Genomic DNA, 13,615 nt, shown 5'->3' with positions numbered 1-13,615 from the left:
CCGGGGATTCGGTTGGCCGTCACGGGATGGGTGATTGCGCGATGCCGGCAAAATGGGGCACACCGGCTGTTCGATCAAGCCGCAATCAGCCAAGCCGCAATCAGCAAGGCAGCAATCCTTTGGACAAGGGTGCAATCCCAGCCGACGCCAGGTCCTTTGTCGTCACCAACCGGTCCGTGCTCGCCATCGCGGTGCCGATGACGCTTGCCTATCTGACGACACCGATGCTCGGCCTGGTCGACACGGCTGTCGTCGGCCAGTTCGGCGACGCCGCCTTGCTCGGCGGCCTGGCGGCGGGCGCGCTTGTTTTCGACGTCGTCTTCACCACCTTCAATTTCCTGCGTTCGGGCACCACCGGCCTCGTCGCCCAGGCCTTCGGGCGCGGCGACGAACTGGAGGAACAGGCGGTGTTCTGGCGCGCGGTGCTGATCGCGGTTGTCGCCGGCATCGTGCTCGCCGCACTTGCGCCACTGGTTGCCATCGCGGGGCAAAAGTTCATGGGCGCCGAACCGCGCGTCAGCGAGGCAATGGCCGTCTATATCCACATCAGGATGCTCGCAGCCCCCTTCTCGCTGATCAACTATGCCATCCTCGGCTATGTCCTGGGGCGCGGCGAGGGCGGGCTCGGGCTGATGCTGCAATTGGTGCTGAACGGCATCAACATCGCGCTCTGCTTCCTGCTTGGATTGAAGCTTGGCTGGGGCGTAGCAGGCGTCGCCTGGGCTACCGTCGCCGGTGAGTTCCTTGCCATGCTGCTCGGCCTGGCGATCGTGGTCCGCCGGTTCCGGGCGGCGCCGTCCTTGCCACGCCACCGCCTGCTCGACATGGCCGCCTTCTTGCGCATGCTGTCGCTCAACCGCGACATCATGATCCGTTCGTTCTCGCTGCTGGCCGCGTTCGCGCTGTTCACCCGCCAGGGTGCGCAGTTCGGCACGGTGACGCTGGCCGCCAACGCCGTGCTGATGAATTTCTTTCTCGTTGCCGGCTATTTCCTCGATGGCTTTGCCACCGCCGCCGAACAACTGGCCGGCCGTGCCGTCGGCGCGCGTGCGGCAACACCGTTCCGGCAGGCCGTGCGGCTCACCTTGTTTTGGGGGTTCGGGCTGGCGGGCGCGGCGACCCTGGTGCTACTGCTGGCCGGCGCCAATCTGGTTGCTCTCGTGACGACGTCGGTGGAGGTCCGTTCAGTCGCCGATATCTACCTGCCGTGGGCAGCGTTCACTGCCTTGAGCGGCGTCCTGGCTTTCCAGATGGACGGCGTCTTCATCGGTGCGACCTGGTCGCGTGACATGCGCAACATGATGCTGCTGTCGTTCCTGGTCTTTGTGGTCGCGTTGCTCACCTTGGCGCCTGCCTTCGGCAATCATGGCCTGTGGGCGGCGTTGCACGTCTTCTTGCTGGCGCGGGGCTTCAGCCTGCTGACGATTTTGCGGCTGCGATTGCGGACGGCGTTCAGCTGAGCGGTTTCGACGCCCATTGATCGAGATGGCTGTCGCGCAAATCGCGAATGGATCTGAGGCGCCCCGTTTCGGCAAAGCGTGCCATCCCGGCGACGATCCGGCCCGGCAGTGCGGGGCCGGCATAGATCATGCTGGTATAGAGCTGAACGAGATCGGCGCCGGCTCGGATCTTTTCCAGCGCCGCGTCGGTCGAATCGACGCCGCCGACGCCGATGATGGCAAGCTCTGGCCCGAGCAGTTTGCGCATTCTGGCCAGCACGATGGTCGAGCGTTCGAACAGTGGTCTGCCGGAGAGCCCGCCTGTCTCGCGCGCGGCGTCGCCGCTGCGCAGCCCTGGCCGGGAGATGGTGGTGTTGGAGACGATGACACCGTCGATCCGCTTCTCGGTCACCTCTGCAGCGATGTCTTCCAGTTCGGCCTCGACCAGGTCCGGCGCGATCTTGAGGAAGACCGGCGGTTGCACCGTTGCGGCGGCGCGCGCGGCCATGACGCGTGACAAAAGCTCGCCGAGCTGCTCGCGCGCCTGCATGTTGCGCAGGCCCAGCGTGTTGGGCGAGGAGATGTTGACGGTCAGATAGCTGGCGTAGGGCGCAAAGCGGGTAACGCCGCGCTCATAGTCGCCGATGCGGTCGGCGCTGTCCTTGTTGGCGCCGATATTGACGCCAACGATGCCGGGACGGCCCTTGCGGGCAGTGAGGCGCTTTTCGGCGGCCGCGTGGCCTTCATTGTTGAAGCCCAGCCGGTTGATCACCGCTTCATCCGCCGTCAGCCGGAAGATGCGCGGTTTCGGGTTGCCAGCCTGCGGCAGAGGCGTGACCGTGCCGACCTCGGCAAAGCCGAAGCCGAGCCCAAGCAGCGCATCGGGCACCTCGGCGTTCTTGTCATAGCCGGCCGCCATGCCGAGCGGGTTGGGGAAATCGATGCCGCAGACCGTCACCTTCAGCCGCGCATCGCGCGTTGTCCGCGCGCCGACAGGCAGGCCGCATCGCAGCGCTGCGATGGACATGCCATGCGCGGTTTCCGGATCGAATGTGAACAGCAGCTTCTGGCCGAGCCGGTCGAGCACGCTCATCCGGCCTCCAGTGCCGGGAACTGGTGGGTACCGTCGGCGCCAATCGGCAGCGGTCGGACCCAAAGGACAGCTTTCAGGTCCAGCACGCCATGGAGATGCGGAAACAGCGCGCCGCCCCGCGAGACCTCGTATTTCAGCGCGGCGCCCAGACGCGAGCCGTCGATGGCGACCAGCAGGAGGCCGGTCTGGCCGGCAAAATGCTTCGCCGCCGTTTCCCTGACCTGCCCTGCCGTGGAGAAATGGATGAAGCCGTCGGCGACATCGATCGGCGCGCCGGTGAAGCGGCCATTGGCTTCGGCCTCGCGCCAAGGCGCTTCCGGGGTTATCTTGTAGATAAACTGAGACATGGTTGCGCTATAGTCCGAACCAGCCACGCGGGAAAGACCAAGCCAAGGGTCTTCCCCATTTCCGGCGCAAACATGCGATAAATCAGGCTTTGGCCATGGAGGACAACATGCGTCTGCAGCACATCTTGATCCCCGCCGCGCTCGTTTCGCTGGTCGCGGCTTCAGCTTATTCGGAAGAAACCGATCGCTACCGGCTGGAAAAGTCTGATAACGGCTTTGTCCGCATGGATACGCAGACCGGTGCGATGTCGATCTGCGAGGAACGCTCCGGCCAGCTCGTCTGCAAGATGGCGGCCGACGAACGCGCCGCTTTCCAGGATGAGGTCGACCGCCTCCAGACCTCGATGAAGGCGATGGACGAGCGCGTTACCAAGCTCGAGAATTCGCTCTCCGCCCGCCTCGAATCGCAATTGCCGAGCGAGGAGGATTTCAACAAGACGATGAGCTACATGGAGCGTTTCCTGCGTGGTTTCATGGGCATCGTCAAGGATATGGACAAGGACAACGGCGCCCAGCTCAACTCGCAGAAGACCTGAGCGCTCGAAACAGGGAAAACGCGGCGCGCTGGCTTTGCCGCTTGAAAACAGCGCGCAGCCCCTCATAATCGTCCAACTGGTCCCGCAAAGAGCTAAAAAATCATCGGGATTCGGGGAGGGACATTTGCCGTCAGGCTATTCTTTCGTCATCGCCGACGACCACCCGCTGTTTCGCGGTGCGCTGCGCGAAGCGCTCGCCGGCATAGGCAATGTCGCGGCAATCCACGAGGCCGGTGATTTCGAGAGCGCCAAGGCGCTGGTCGTGGCCAACGAAGATGTCGATCTGGTGCTGTTAGATCTGTCGATGCCGGGCGCCAGCGGCCTTTCCGGCCTGATCTCGCTGCGCGGCATCCATCCGGCGGTGCCGTTGGTCGTGGTCTCGGCGCATGACGATCCGGCGACCATCAGGCGTGCGCTCGATCTCGGCGCTTCCGGCTTCATCTCCAAGTCGGCCAGTATGGAGGAGATCCGCGACGCCGTGCAGTCGGTGCTTGCCGGCGACATCGCCGCGCCCGTCGGCATCGATCTCGGCGTCGAGCGCGATCCCGAGATTTCCGACCTGATCAAGCGCCTGCAGGCGCTGACCCCGCAGCAGACCCGCGTGCTCGGCATGCTGGCCGAGGGCCTGCTCAACAAGCAGATCGCCTATGAGCTCGGCGTCTCCGAGGCGACGATCAAGGCGCATGTGTCGGCCATCCTGCAGAAGCTCGGCGTCGATAGCCGCACCCAGGCAGTGATCCTGCTGTCCAAGATCGGCAGCGACCCGCTGCAGCCGGCCGGCTGACACGCGGGTCTCGTCGGAATCGTCATTCGGCCGCCGATGCCAGCGGCCTGACCCTGGCCATCATCGAACGCAGCACTGCCGGTTTCAGTGGCTTGTTGATCACCGGAATCTCGAGCCCGCCCGCGGCCGTGCGCACCTCGTTGGAGCGGTCGGCAGTGACCAGCACGGCCGGCAGCGCGTCGCCATGGATCGCGCGCAGCCTGACGATGATGTCGAGGCCGGTTTCACCGTCGAGATGGTAGTCGGCAAGGACGATGTCCGGGCGGTGCATCGTGGCACCCGCCAGATCCCTCGAGCCTGACATCGTGTCGACATTGCAGCCCCAGCCCTCGAGCAGGAGCCGCATGCCTTCGAGGATGCGGGCATCGTTGTCGATGCAGAGCACACGCAGGCCGGCCAGCGAAGCTGTCGCGCGGGCAGGGACCCTGGTTTCGATCTCGCGTCGCGGCTCCTGCACGGCCGCGACCGGCAGGATGACGGAGAAGCGCGTACCCTTGCCCGGATTTGAAAAGATCCGGATCTCCAGGCGCAACACCCGGGCGATGCGATCGACGATGGAAAGACCGAGACCGAGGCCCTCGGCTTCTCGTGCGCCTTCGTCCAGCCGGGTGAATTCGTGAAAGACGGTGTTCAGCTCGTCGCCGGCGATGCCGATACCGGTGTCGATCACCTGGATTTCGGCCAGGTCGCCGCGCCGGCGAACGCCAACCAGCACACGGCCGTTACGCGTGTATTTGATGGCGTTGGAGACGAGATTCTGGATCAGGCGGCGCAGCAGGTTGCGGTCCGTCATCACGGTCAGCGACGACGGCATGATCGTCAGGCCGAGTTTCTTTTCGGCGGCCAGTGGCCGAAAATCATTGCCGATCTGGCGCAGCAATCCGTCGAGGTTGAAAGCGGTGTCGTCCGGCTTCATCGCGCCGGCATCGAGGCGGGAGATGTCGAGCACGGCGCCGAGAATGGTCTCGACCGATTCCAGCGAGGATTCGATGTTGACCGCTGCCTTGCCGGCGGGGCCCTTGCCTGCCTTCTCGATCAGCGACGAGCAATAGAGCCGGGCAGCGTTCAGCGGCTGCAGGATGTCGTGGCCGGCGGCGGCAAGGAAGCGTGTCTTGCCGAGATTGGCTTCCTCGGCCAGCATTTGTGCCTGCGCCAGCTCTTCGTTGACGCGGGTCAGCTCGATAGTACGGGTCTTGACGCGCTGCTCTAGCGATTCATTGGCGCGCTTCAGCGCCAGGTCTTGTTCGACGCGTCCGGAAATGTCGGCATAGGTGGCGACGATGCCGCCATCCGGCATCGGGTTGGAACGCAGCTCCAGGATGCGGCCGCTGGTCTTCAACTCCATCTGCCACGGACTGACGAAGCTGGTCAGCCGGTTGAGCATCGCCACACGCTGGTCCGATGGAATGTCGCCGCGCTCGGCAAGATGGCGCAGGATGCGGTCGAGCGAGACGCCGACCTGGCCCATCTCGTCTGGCAGGTCGAACAGCGCGCGGTACTGGCGGTTCCAGCAGATCAGGCGGAAATCGCGGTCGAAAACGGTGATGCCTTGCTCCATCTGGTCGAGCGCGATCTGCAAGAGGTCGCGATTGTGCTGCAGTGCCTCGGTGGCGTCGTCGAGCAGCCGGAATGCATCCCTGGATTCGCGGTCGTGGCGCCGAAACAGCAGCGACAGGATCAGCCGTGCCGAGGAAGAGCCGACGGCGCTGGCCAACAGCTGCTCGGAAAAGCGGATGACGTCCATGCTCGCCTGCTCTTTACCGTGCAGCGAGGCGCCGCTGGTCTTTTCGAACGACTGGAAGGAGCGCTCGGTGCGCTCGACGCCGAGATAGCGCGAGATCGTGTCCTTGAGGTCGTTGACGGTGATGGCGGTGCGGAAGCGGCGCAGGCTGGGCATCGGCCCGGCATCGCGCGGCACGAAGATCGACGCCTGGATGCGCTCCAACGGCACCGACGCGCGCGACAGGGAGCCGAGCACGAAGAACACCGCGTTGATCGACAGGCTCCACAACACGCCATGGTTCAGCGGTTCGGCGACTGTGCCGAACAGCGCCTGCGGCCGCAGCGCCTCGAAGCCGAACAGCCCGTGCGCGATGATGTCGGTGTCGGGTGCGGCAAGCGATGGAAGCAGCAGCGTGTAGCCCCAGACGAGGATCCCGGCGACCATGCCGAGTGCAGCACCCCGGCCGTTGGCGCCACGCCAGATCAGTCCGCCGATCAAGGCGGGCGCGAACTGGGCAATGGCCGCGAACGACATCAGGCCGATCGACGACAGCCGCGCGCTGTTGGTGCTCTCGCGGTAGTAGAGGAAGGCGATGAACAGCAGGATGAAGATCGCCCCGCGCCGCACATTGAGGATCAGCGTCGACCAGTCTTCGTTCTCGGAGGTCGAGGTCTTGAGCAGGCGGCGCACGAACAGCGGAATGACGAGGTCGTTGGAGATCATGATCGACAACGCCACGCTTTCGACGATCACCATGGCCGTTGCCGCCGACAGGCCGCCGATGAAGGCTGCCATCGCCAGCAGATCATGGCCGCTGAACAACGGCAGCGACAGCACATAGAGATCGCTGCTGGTCCCGGTGCCGACCAGCGACAGGCCTGCAAAGGCGATCGGCAGCACGAACAAATTGATTGCCACCAGATAGAGCGGAAACACCCATGTCGCGGTGCGCAACTCGGCCTCGCCGCGGTTCTCGACGATGGTGACGTAGAATTGCCTCGGCAGCATGATGATGGCGAAACCGCTCAGGCAAGTCAGCACCAGCCAGGTGGCAAGGGAGGTGTTGTAGCCCATCGCCTGCCGGACCTGTGCGTTCTGCGCCAACTTGTCAAACATGTCGTCAGGGCCGCCGAAAATCAGGAAGGTGACCATCAGGCCGATTGCCAGGAAAGCGGCGAGCTTGACCACGGTCTCAACCGCAACTGCCAGCACCAGCCCATCCTGATGTTCGGTGGCATCGGCATGACGTGTGCCGAACAGCACCGCAAACAGCGCCAGCAGCATGGCGACGACCAGCGAGATGTCGCTGACGAACGGATCGAAGGAGGGTGGCGAGCCGGTGTAATGCTCGACCATCAGGCTGACCGAACCGGAGATCGCCTTCAACTGCAGCGCGATATAAGGCACCGCGCCGATGGTCGCGATCAGCGTTGCGATCGCCGAGACCGTGAAGCTCTTGCCATAGCGGGCGCCAAGGAAGTCGGCGATCGAGGTGATCTTCTCTGTCTTGGCCAGCCGCACGATGCGGTTGAGCAGTGGAAAACCGAACACGAACACCAGTACCGGGCCGGTATAGATGCCGAGGAATTCGAGGCCGCGCTCGGAGGAGAGGCCGACCGAGCCGAAGAAGGTCCAGGACGTGCAATAGATGGCAAGGCTGAGCGCATAGATGAACGGCCGCGCCCGGCTCGGCCCGGATAACGCCGAGCGGCGGTCGCCCAGGCTGGCGATGGCGAACAGCAGCGTCACATAGGCGATCGCGATGATGACGATGAACAAGCCCTGCACGCCTGAAATTTCCTCCTTTGCCGCCTTTTATCCGGCTTGTCCGAACGCAATCACAGCTTGGCGTCCGAGTCCATTGCGGCTTTGGAAGCATGGTGGCGACCTTCAGACCGCAACCAAGCTGACGTCCAAGGCGCCGCCCGAGGTTCCGTCATGTAAGGAGAAACCGGTTGCTTTCTCCTGTTTGGCCATGTTGCAACCCCAGGTTTTTGTTATGTTGCCCTCAGGTCGATGCCGAAAGGACGGAACGGCAGAGCGGCCGGTCACGACAAGGAGGGTCGAATGCTGAAGGAATTCCAGGAATTCATTTCCAAGGGCAATGTGATGGACCTTGCGGTCGGCGTCATCATCGGCGCGGCCTTCGGCAAGATCGTCACTTCGCTGGTCGACGACGTCATCATGCCGATCGTCGGTGCGATCTTCGGCGGACTGGACTTCAACAACTATTTCTTTGGACTGTCCTCGGCCGTCAACGCCACCGCGCTGGCGGACGCCAAAAAGCAAGGCGCTGTTTTCGCCTATGGCAGCTTCATCACCGCGTTGCTGAATTTCCTCATCCTTGCCTTCATCATCTTCCTCATGGTCAAGGCGGTGAACAACCTGCGCAAGCGGCTTGAGGCGGAAAAGCCTGCGGCACCTGCGGCGCCGCCGCCCGCCGACGTTGCGCTGCTGACCGAGATTCGCGACCTGCTCGCCAAGCGCTAATCTCGCGGGCGGCTTTGCTGGACCATAACCCCGGTCGTTCGCGGCCGGGGTTTTCTGTTTTCGCATCTGGTAAGGAGCGCTGATTGACGCTCGAGATTGGAACGGACCCGCCATGACCTTGATCGACAGCTTACGCGCGGAAGCCCGGGCGGCGCCCGAAAGCGGAATTGTCGCCGTCGTCAACTACGGCCGCCTGCGCGAGGGCATGATCCCGCTCTGGGCCGGTGAGGGCGATCTGCCGACGCCCGCCTTCATCACCGATGCCGCTTCGAAGGCTCTGGCAGCCGGCGAGACGTTCTACACCTGGCAAAGGGGCATCCCCGATCTCAGGCAGGCGCTTGCCCGTTACTATGCCAGGCATTTCGGCAAGACGTTCCCCGAGGAACAGTTCATCGTCACCGGGTCCGGCATGCATGCCATCCAACTGGCGCTCGATGCGCTCGCCGGCGCCGGCGACGAGGTTGTCTATCTGTCGCCAGCCTGGCCGAATTTCGACGCTGCCGCGGCGATTTCGGGGGCCGTTCCGGTGCCGGTCACGCTCGATCACTCCGGCAATGGCTGGTCCTGCGACGTCGAGAAGATCACGGCGGCGATCACGCCGCGCACCAAGGCGCTGTTCATCAACACGCCGTCCAACCCGACCGGCTGGACCGCCGACCACGAGACCTTGCAGGCGATCCTCGATCTCGCCCGCGCCAAAAATCTCTGGATCATCGCCGACGAGATCTATTCGCTGTTCCACTACGGCCATGGCCGTGCGCCCTCCTTCCTCGACATCGCGACGGCTGAGGATCGCATCCTGTTCGTCAACAGCTTCTCCAAGAACTGGGCGATGACCGGCTGGCGCGTTGGCTGGATCAAGACCCATCCTGCCTTGCAGCAGGTGTTCGAGAACCTAATCCAGTATTCCAACTCGGGCGTCGCCCAGTTCATGCAGCGCGGCGCGGTCGCCGCCCTTGATGAGGGTGATGGTTTCATTACCGAACAGGTCGAGCGGGCGAGGAAGGCGCGCGACCTGGTCTGCGGCATTCTCGGTGCCACCGGCCGCGCCCGGTTCACCGTGCCGCAAGGGGCGTTCTATCTGTTCTTCACGGTCGACGGCATCACCGATTCACGCACCGCCGCTTTCGACATCGTCGACAAGGCCAATGTCGGCCTTGCGCCCGGCACGGCCTTCGGCCCCGGCGGCGAAGCCTTCCTCAGACTGTGCTTCCACCGCCGCCTCGACCAGGTCGAGGAAGCCGCGCACCGGCTGGCGAAGTGGATGAAGAGTGTTTGAGAAGGCGGCGGCTTCCGCCGCCTGGCTTCAGCCGCCTGACTTGGGCACCAGCAGTGGAATGATCCGGTCGCTCTTGGCGACGGAGGGGCGACCAGCGGAGCCATAGGGTATGCCCAGCGCATCCCAGGTCTCGACCAGCGCGTCCTGCAGTTCGGCGATCAGCGCGTCGGAATGGAACGGCGTCGGCGTGATACGCAGCCGCTCCGTGCCGCGCGGCACGGTCGGATAGTTGATCGGCTGGATGTAGATGCCGTGCACGCCAAGCAGGCGGTCGCTGGCCATCTTGCAGAGTTCCGGGTCGCCGACCAGCAGCGGCACGATATGCGTCGGCGACTCCATCACCGGCAGGCCGGCGGCCGAGAGGATCTGCTTGGTTCGCGTCGCCTGCCGCTGCTGCGCGTCGCGCTCGGCCTGCGAGCGCTTGAGATGGCGGATCGAGGTGGTCGCGGCGGCGGCGATCGCCGGCGGCAGTGCCGTGGTGAAGATGAAGCCCGGCGCATAGGAGCGCACGGCGTCGATGACGGCACTGGTGCCGGTGATGTAGCCGCCCAGCGTGCCGAACGCCTTGGCCAACGTGCCTTCGATGATGTCGATGCGGTCGGCCAGGCCTTCGCGCTCGGTGATGCCGCCGCCGCGCGATCCGTACATGCCGACGGCATGGACCTCGTCGATATAGGTCATGGCGTTGTGGCGCTCGGCGAGCTCGACGATCTGCCTGATCGGCGCGATGTCGCCATCCATCGAATAGACACTTTCGAAGACGATCAGCTTGGCGCGTTCGCGGCCCGCCGCCTGCAGCAGGCTTTCCAGATGCGCGACGTCATTGTGGCGGAAGATCTTCTTTTCCGCCCCCGAACGCCGCACGCCTTCGATCATCGAAGCGTGGTTCAGCTCGTCCGAAATAATCAGGCAATTGGGCAAAAGCCGCGCGATGGTCGAGATCGAGGCTTCATTGGAGACGAAGCCGGAGGTGAAGACGAGTGCGGCTTCCTTGTCGTGCAGGTCGGCAAGCTCCAGTTCCAGCTCGACCAGCGGGTTGCTGGTGCCGGAAATGTTGCGGGTGCCGCCGGCGCCGGAGCCCATCTTGCCCGCCGCATTCTGGAACGCGGCGATGACATCGGGATGCTGGCCCATGCCGAGATAGTCGTTGGAGCACCAGACGGTGATTTCCTCGGCGCGCCCATTGGAACGCCAGATGGCGCGCGGAAACTTGCCTGCAATGCGCTCGAGGTCGGCGAAGACGCGGTAGCGACGCTCGGCATGGAGTTGGTCGATCGCTTCCTCGAAGAACCGCTGATAGTTCATGTCGACTTCCCAATTTTGCGCGGGATCATAATCATTGGCCCATTGGTCGTCCACCGGGCCTTTTTGGTCAAAATGCCACGCCCCGGACCTGTTCCTAACGACCACGGACCGTGGCCTATTCCCTTGATGTGGATCAATTTTGTTTCAGGATGATGCCACATGCCGATGATGCCGGTGACCACGGGTTGTAATGGCCATGCGGCAGGCTTTCCAGTAAGGCGGTGGTTGAGACAGTTTCCGATAAATCTTGAGATGCGAGGACTGGGATGACGGTTTTGGTAACAGGCGGTGCCGGCTATATCGGCAGTCATATGGTCTGGGAGTTGCTGGATGCCGGCGAGAGCGTGGTCGTTCTCGACCGACTCTCCACCGGCTTCGAATGGGCAGTGGCGCCGGAGGCGAAGCTGGTGGTCGGCGATGTCGCCGACAGGGAACTGGTCGGCTCGATCATCAGGGACAACAAGGTCGACGCGATCATCCATTTTGCCGGCTCCATCGTGGTCCCGGAATCGGTCGCCGATCCGCTCGGCTATTACGAGAACAACACCTGCAAGACGCGCACGCTGATCGAAACCGCGGTGCGCGAGGGCGTGCCCAATTTCATCTTCTCCTCGACCGCCGCCGTCTATGGCGGCGCCGGACTGGAGCCGGTGCGCGAAGATGCCCGCCTGGCGCCGGAATCGCCCTATGGCCTGTCCAAGCTGATGAGCGAATGGATGCTGCGCGATGCGGCGATCGCGCACGGGCTCCGCTACACCGCGCTGCGCTACTTCAACGTCGCCGGCGCCGACCCGAAAGGCCGCACCGGCCAGTCGACGCCGGGCGCTACCCATCTGATCAAGGTCGCCTGCGAAACGGCGCTCGGCAAGCGCCCGTTCATGCAGGTGTTCGGCACCGATTATCCGACGCCGGACGGCACCTGCATGCGCGACTATATCCATGTCAGCGATCTGGCGGCTGCGCATCGCCTTGCCCTGCAGCGGCTGCGCGACGGGGGACAAAGCCTCGTCGCCAATTGCGGCTACAGCCATGGCTATTCGGTGCTCGAGGTCATCGACAGCGTGCGCCGTGCTTTCGGCCATGATTTCGAGGTGAAGATGGGCGCTCGCCGTCCCGGCGACGCAGCGGCGGTGGTCGCCAATTCGGATCTCGCCCGCGCCGAACTCGGCTGGACCCCGCAACGCGACGATCTCGACCAGATCGTTGCCGACGCGCTGGCCTGGGAGCGCATCCTGACCGGCAAGAACTCCGCAAGGGGCTGAACAAGGGCTTTCTCCCAAGGGCTCGCAAGGCGCGCAGTGAAGCGCTATTGAAGGCATTCGCGGCATACGTGGAGGCGCTACGCCGCGAAGAGCTTTGGGGAATGGTATGAAAATAACGGTGCTTGGAGCCGGCGTCGTCGGTACGGCGGCCGCCTATTATCTGGCCAGCGACGGCCACGAGGTCACCGTGATCGAGCGCCATCCGGCGCCGGCGCGCGGCACCAGCCAGTCGAATGCCGGCCTGGTGTCGCCGGGCGACGCCACCGCCTGGGCCTCTCCGGCGGCGCTGAAGACATTCCTGCGCGCGCTCTACAACCATGATCTCGGCATCAAGGTGCGACTGCGCTTCGATCCCTATTTCCTCGCCTGGAGCCTGCGCTTCCTGCGCCAGTGCACGAAAGAGCGCTTGCGCGCCAACAGCCGGGTCAAGCTGCGTCTGGCGCTCTATTCCCGCGACTGCATCAACGCCATCTCCGCCGATACCGGGATCGGCTATGACGAGCGCAAGAAGGGCATCCTCTATTTCTTCCGCTCGCAGCACAGTCTCGACACCGGCACCGACAATTACCGCTATCTGGCCGAGCATGGCCTGCCGATCGAGATCGTCGGCCGCGACCGGCTGATCGAGCTTGAACCAGGTCTTGCCGGCGTGAAGGAAAAGATCGCTGGCGGCGTCTATTCGCCGGTCGACCAGACCGGTGATTCCCGGCAGTTCGTGGAAAAGCTCGCCGCCTATGCCGCCGAGAAACTGGGTGTGAAATTTCTCTACGGCACGACGGTCGAAGGTCTCGACATCGAGGGCGATCGGATACGCGCGGTGATGACCTCGACCGGACCGATCACTGGCGATGCCGTGGTCATCTCGATGGGACCGGAAAGCGGCCTGCTCGGCCGCCGTTACGGTATCGACCTGCCCGTCTATCCCGTGAAGGGTTACACGGCGACGATTCCCTTGGAGGACGACAGCAAGGGTCCGACCATGGGCGGCGCCGACGAAGACCAGCTGATCGCCTATTCCAGGCTGGGCAACCGGCTGCGGCTCGCCTCGACCGCCGAATTCACTGGCTTCGACCGCACCCACCGGCCGAGCGATTTCGCCGCCATGTTCAGGGCCGGCAAGGATCTTTTTCCGGGCGCCTTCGATGAGAAGAAGGCGGAGCTATGGGCAGGGCTGCGGCCGATGATGCCCAACTCCGTGCCGGTCATCGGCCAGGCGCGCTACGGGAACCTCTATCTCGACACCGGGCATGGCCATGTCGGCTGGACCATGGCCTGCGGCTCGGGCAAATTCCTTGCCGATCTGGTCGCCGGTCGCAAGCCGGAGATCGATCCGCAGGGACTGGTCTACGGGGGGTAG

At 64.0% G+C, this 13,615-nt stretch carries 11 protein-coding genes; 7 read left to right on the top strand and 4 right to left on the bottom strand.

The features are described from left to right. Positions 1–119 precede the first annotated feature (119 nt). Positions 120–1,460 (top strand): MATE family efflux transporter, encoded by a 1,341-nt coding sequence (locus AC07FD_RS20220; protein ID WP_478351284.1) that lies wholly within the window; start codon positions 120–122, stop codon positions 1,458–1,460. Here the strand turns inward: AC07FD_RS20220 and AC07FD_RS20215 are convergent. After that, positions 1,453–2,532 (bottom strand): quinone-dependent dihydroorotate dehydrogenase, encoded by a 1,080-nt coding sequence (locus tag AC07FD_RS20215; RefSeq protein WP_478351283.1) that lies wholly within the window; start codon positions 2,530–2,532, stop codon positions 1,453–1,455. The genes AC07FD_RS20220 and AC07FD_RS20215 overlap by 8 nt on opposite strands. Beyond that, a complete protein-coding gene (locus AC07FD_RS20210) occupies positions 2,529–2,879 on the bottom strand; it encodes a DUF952 domain-containing protein (protein ID WP_478351282.1) in 351 nt (116 codons plus the stop codon). The genes AC07FD_RS20215 and AC07FD_RS20210 overlap by 4 nt, the downstream gene beginning before the upstream one ends. A gap of 107 nt (positions 2,880–2,986) precedes the next feature. Here AC07FD_RS20210 and AC07FD_RS20205 point away from each other — a divergent pair, with 107 nt between their 5' ends. Then, positions 2,987–3,415, top strand: coding sequence for a hypothetical protein (locus tag AC07FD_RS20205; protein ID WP_477422593.1), 429 nt, complete (start codon positions 2,987–2,989; stop codon positions 3,413–3,415). 124 nt (positions 3,416–3,539) lie between these two features. Then, entirely contained in the window at positions 3,540–4,199 is a 660-nt protein-coding gene (locus tag AC07FD_RS20200) for a response regulator transcription factor (protein WP_095082229.1), read from the top strand. Positions 4,200–4,221: 22 nt separating this feature from the next. Here AC07FD_RS20200 and AC07FD_RS20195 read toward each other — a convergent pair whose 3' ends face one another. Beyond that, positions 4,222–7,710 (bottom strand): PAS domain-containing hybrid sensor histidine kinase/response regulator, encoded by a 3,489-nt coding sequence (locus tag AC07FD_RS20195; RefSeq protein ID WP_478351281.1) that lies wholly within the window; start codon positions 7,708–7,710, stop codon positions 4,222–4,224. Between the two features lie 279 nt (positions 7,711–7,989). On the opposite strand from AC07FD_RS20195, the gene mscL reads away from it, so the two are divergent. Beyond that, a complete protein-coding gene (gene mscL, locus AC07FD_RS20190) occupies positions 7,990–8,412 on the top strand; it encodes a large conductance mechanosensitive channel protein MscL (RefSeq protein ID WP_478351280.1) in 423 nt (140 codons plus the stop codon). Between the two features lie 112 nt (positions 8,413–8,524). After that, a complete protein-coding gene (locus tag AC07FD_RS20185) occupies positions 8,525–9,691 on the top strand; it encodes a pyridoxal phosphate-dependent aminotransferase (protein WP_478351279.1) in 1,167 nt (388 codons plus the stop codon). A gap of 27 nt (positions 9,692–9,718) precedes the next feature. Here AC07FD_RS20185 and hemA read toward each other — a convergent pair whose 3' ends face one another. Further along, positions 9,719–10,996, bottom strand: coding sequence for a 5-aminolevulinate synthase (gene hemA / locus AC07FD_RS20180; RefSeq protein WP_478351278.1), 1,278 nt, complete (start codon positions 10,994–10,996; stop codon positions 9,719–9,721). A gap of 266 nt (positions 10,997–11,262) precedes the next feature. On the opposite strand from hemA, the gene galE reads away from it, so the two are divergent. Further along, positions 11,263–12,258 carry a UDP-glucose 4-epimerase GalE gene (gene galE / locus AC07FD_RS20175; protein ID WP_478351277.1) on the top strand — a complete coding sequence of 332 codons (996 nt, stop codon included), beginning with the start codon at positions 11,263–11,265 and terminating at the stop codon, positions 12,256–12,258. A 106-nt stretch (positions 12,259–12,364) separates the two neighbouring features. Next, a complete protein-coding gene (locus AC07FD_RS20170; RefSeq protein WP_478351276.1) occupies positions 12,365–13,615 on the top strand; it encodes a D-amino acid dehydrogenase in 1,251 nt (416 codons plus the stop codon).

Source organism: Mesorhizobium waitakense, from assembly GCF_056431085.1.
Note: the sequence above shows the minus strand (reverse complement) of the source record. Positions and strands in the feature narration are given on the sequence as shown.

Coding starts and splice junctions, on each gene's coding strand:
- AC07FD_RS20215 (WP_478351283.1), bottom strand. CDS start 2,532: ATGAGCGTGCTCGACCGGCTCGGCCAGAAGCTGCTGTTCACATTCGAT.
- AC07FD_RS20210 (WP_478351282.1), bottom strand. CDS start 2,879: ATGTCTCAGTTTATCTACAAGATAACCCCGGAAGCGCCTTGGCGCGAG.
- AC07FD_RS20205 (WP_477422593.1), top strand. CDS start 2,987: ATGCGTCTGCAGCACATCTTGATCCCCGCCGCGCTCGTTTCGCTGGTC.
- mscL (WP_478351280.1), top strand. CDS start 7,990: ATGCTGAAGGAATTCCAGGAATTCATTTCCAAGGGCAATGTGATGGAC.
- AC07FD_RS20185 (WP_478351279.1), top strand. CDS start 8,525: ATGACCTTGATCGACAGCTTACGCGCGGAAGCCCGGGCGGCGCCCGAA.
- hemA (WP_478351278.1), bottom strand. CDS start 10,996: ATGAACTATCAGCGGTTCTTCGAGGAAGCGATCGACCAACTCCATGCC.
- galE (WP_478351277.1), top strand. CDS start 11,263: ATGACGGTTTTGGTAACAGGCGGTGCCGGCTATATCGGCAGTCATATG.
- AC07FD_RS20170 (WP_478351276.1), top strand. CDS start 12,365: ATGAAAATAACGGTGCTTGGAGCCGGCGTCGTCGGTACGGCGGCCGCC.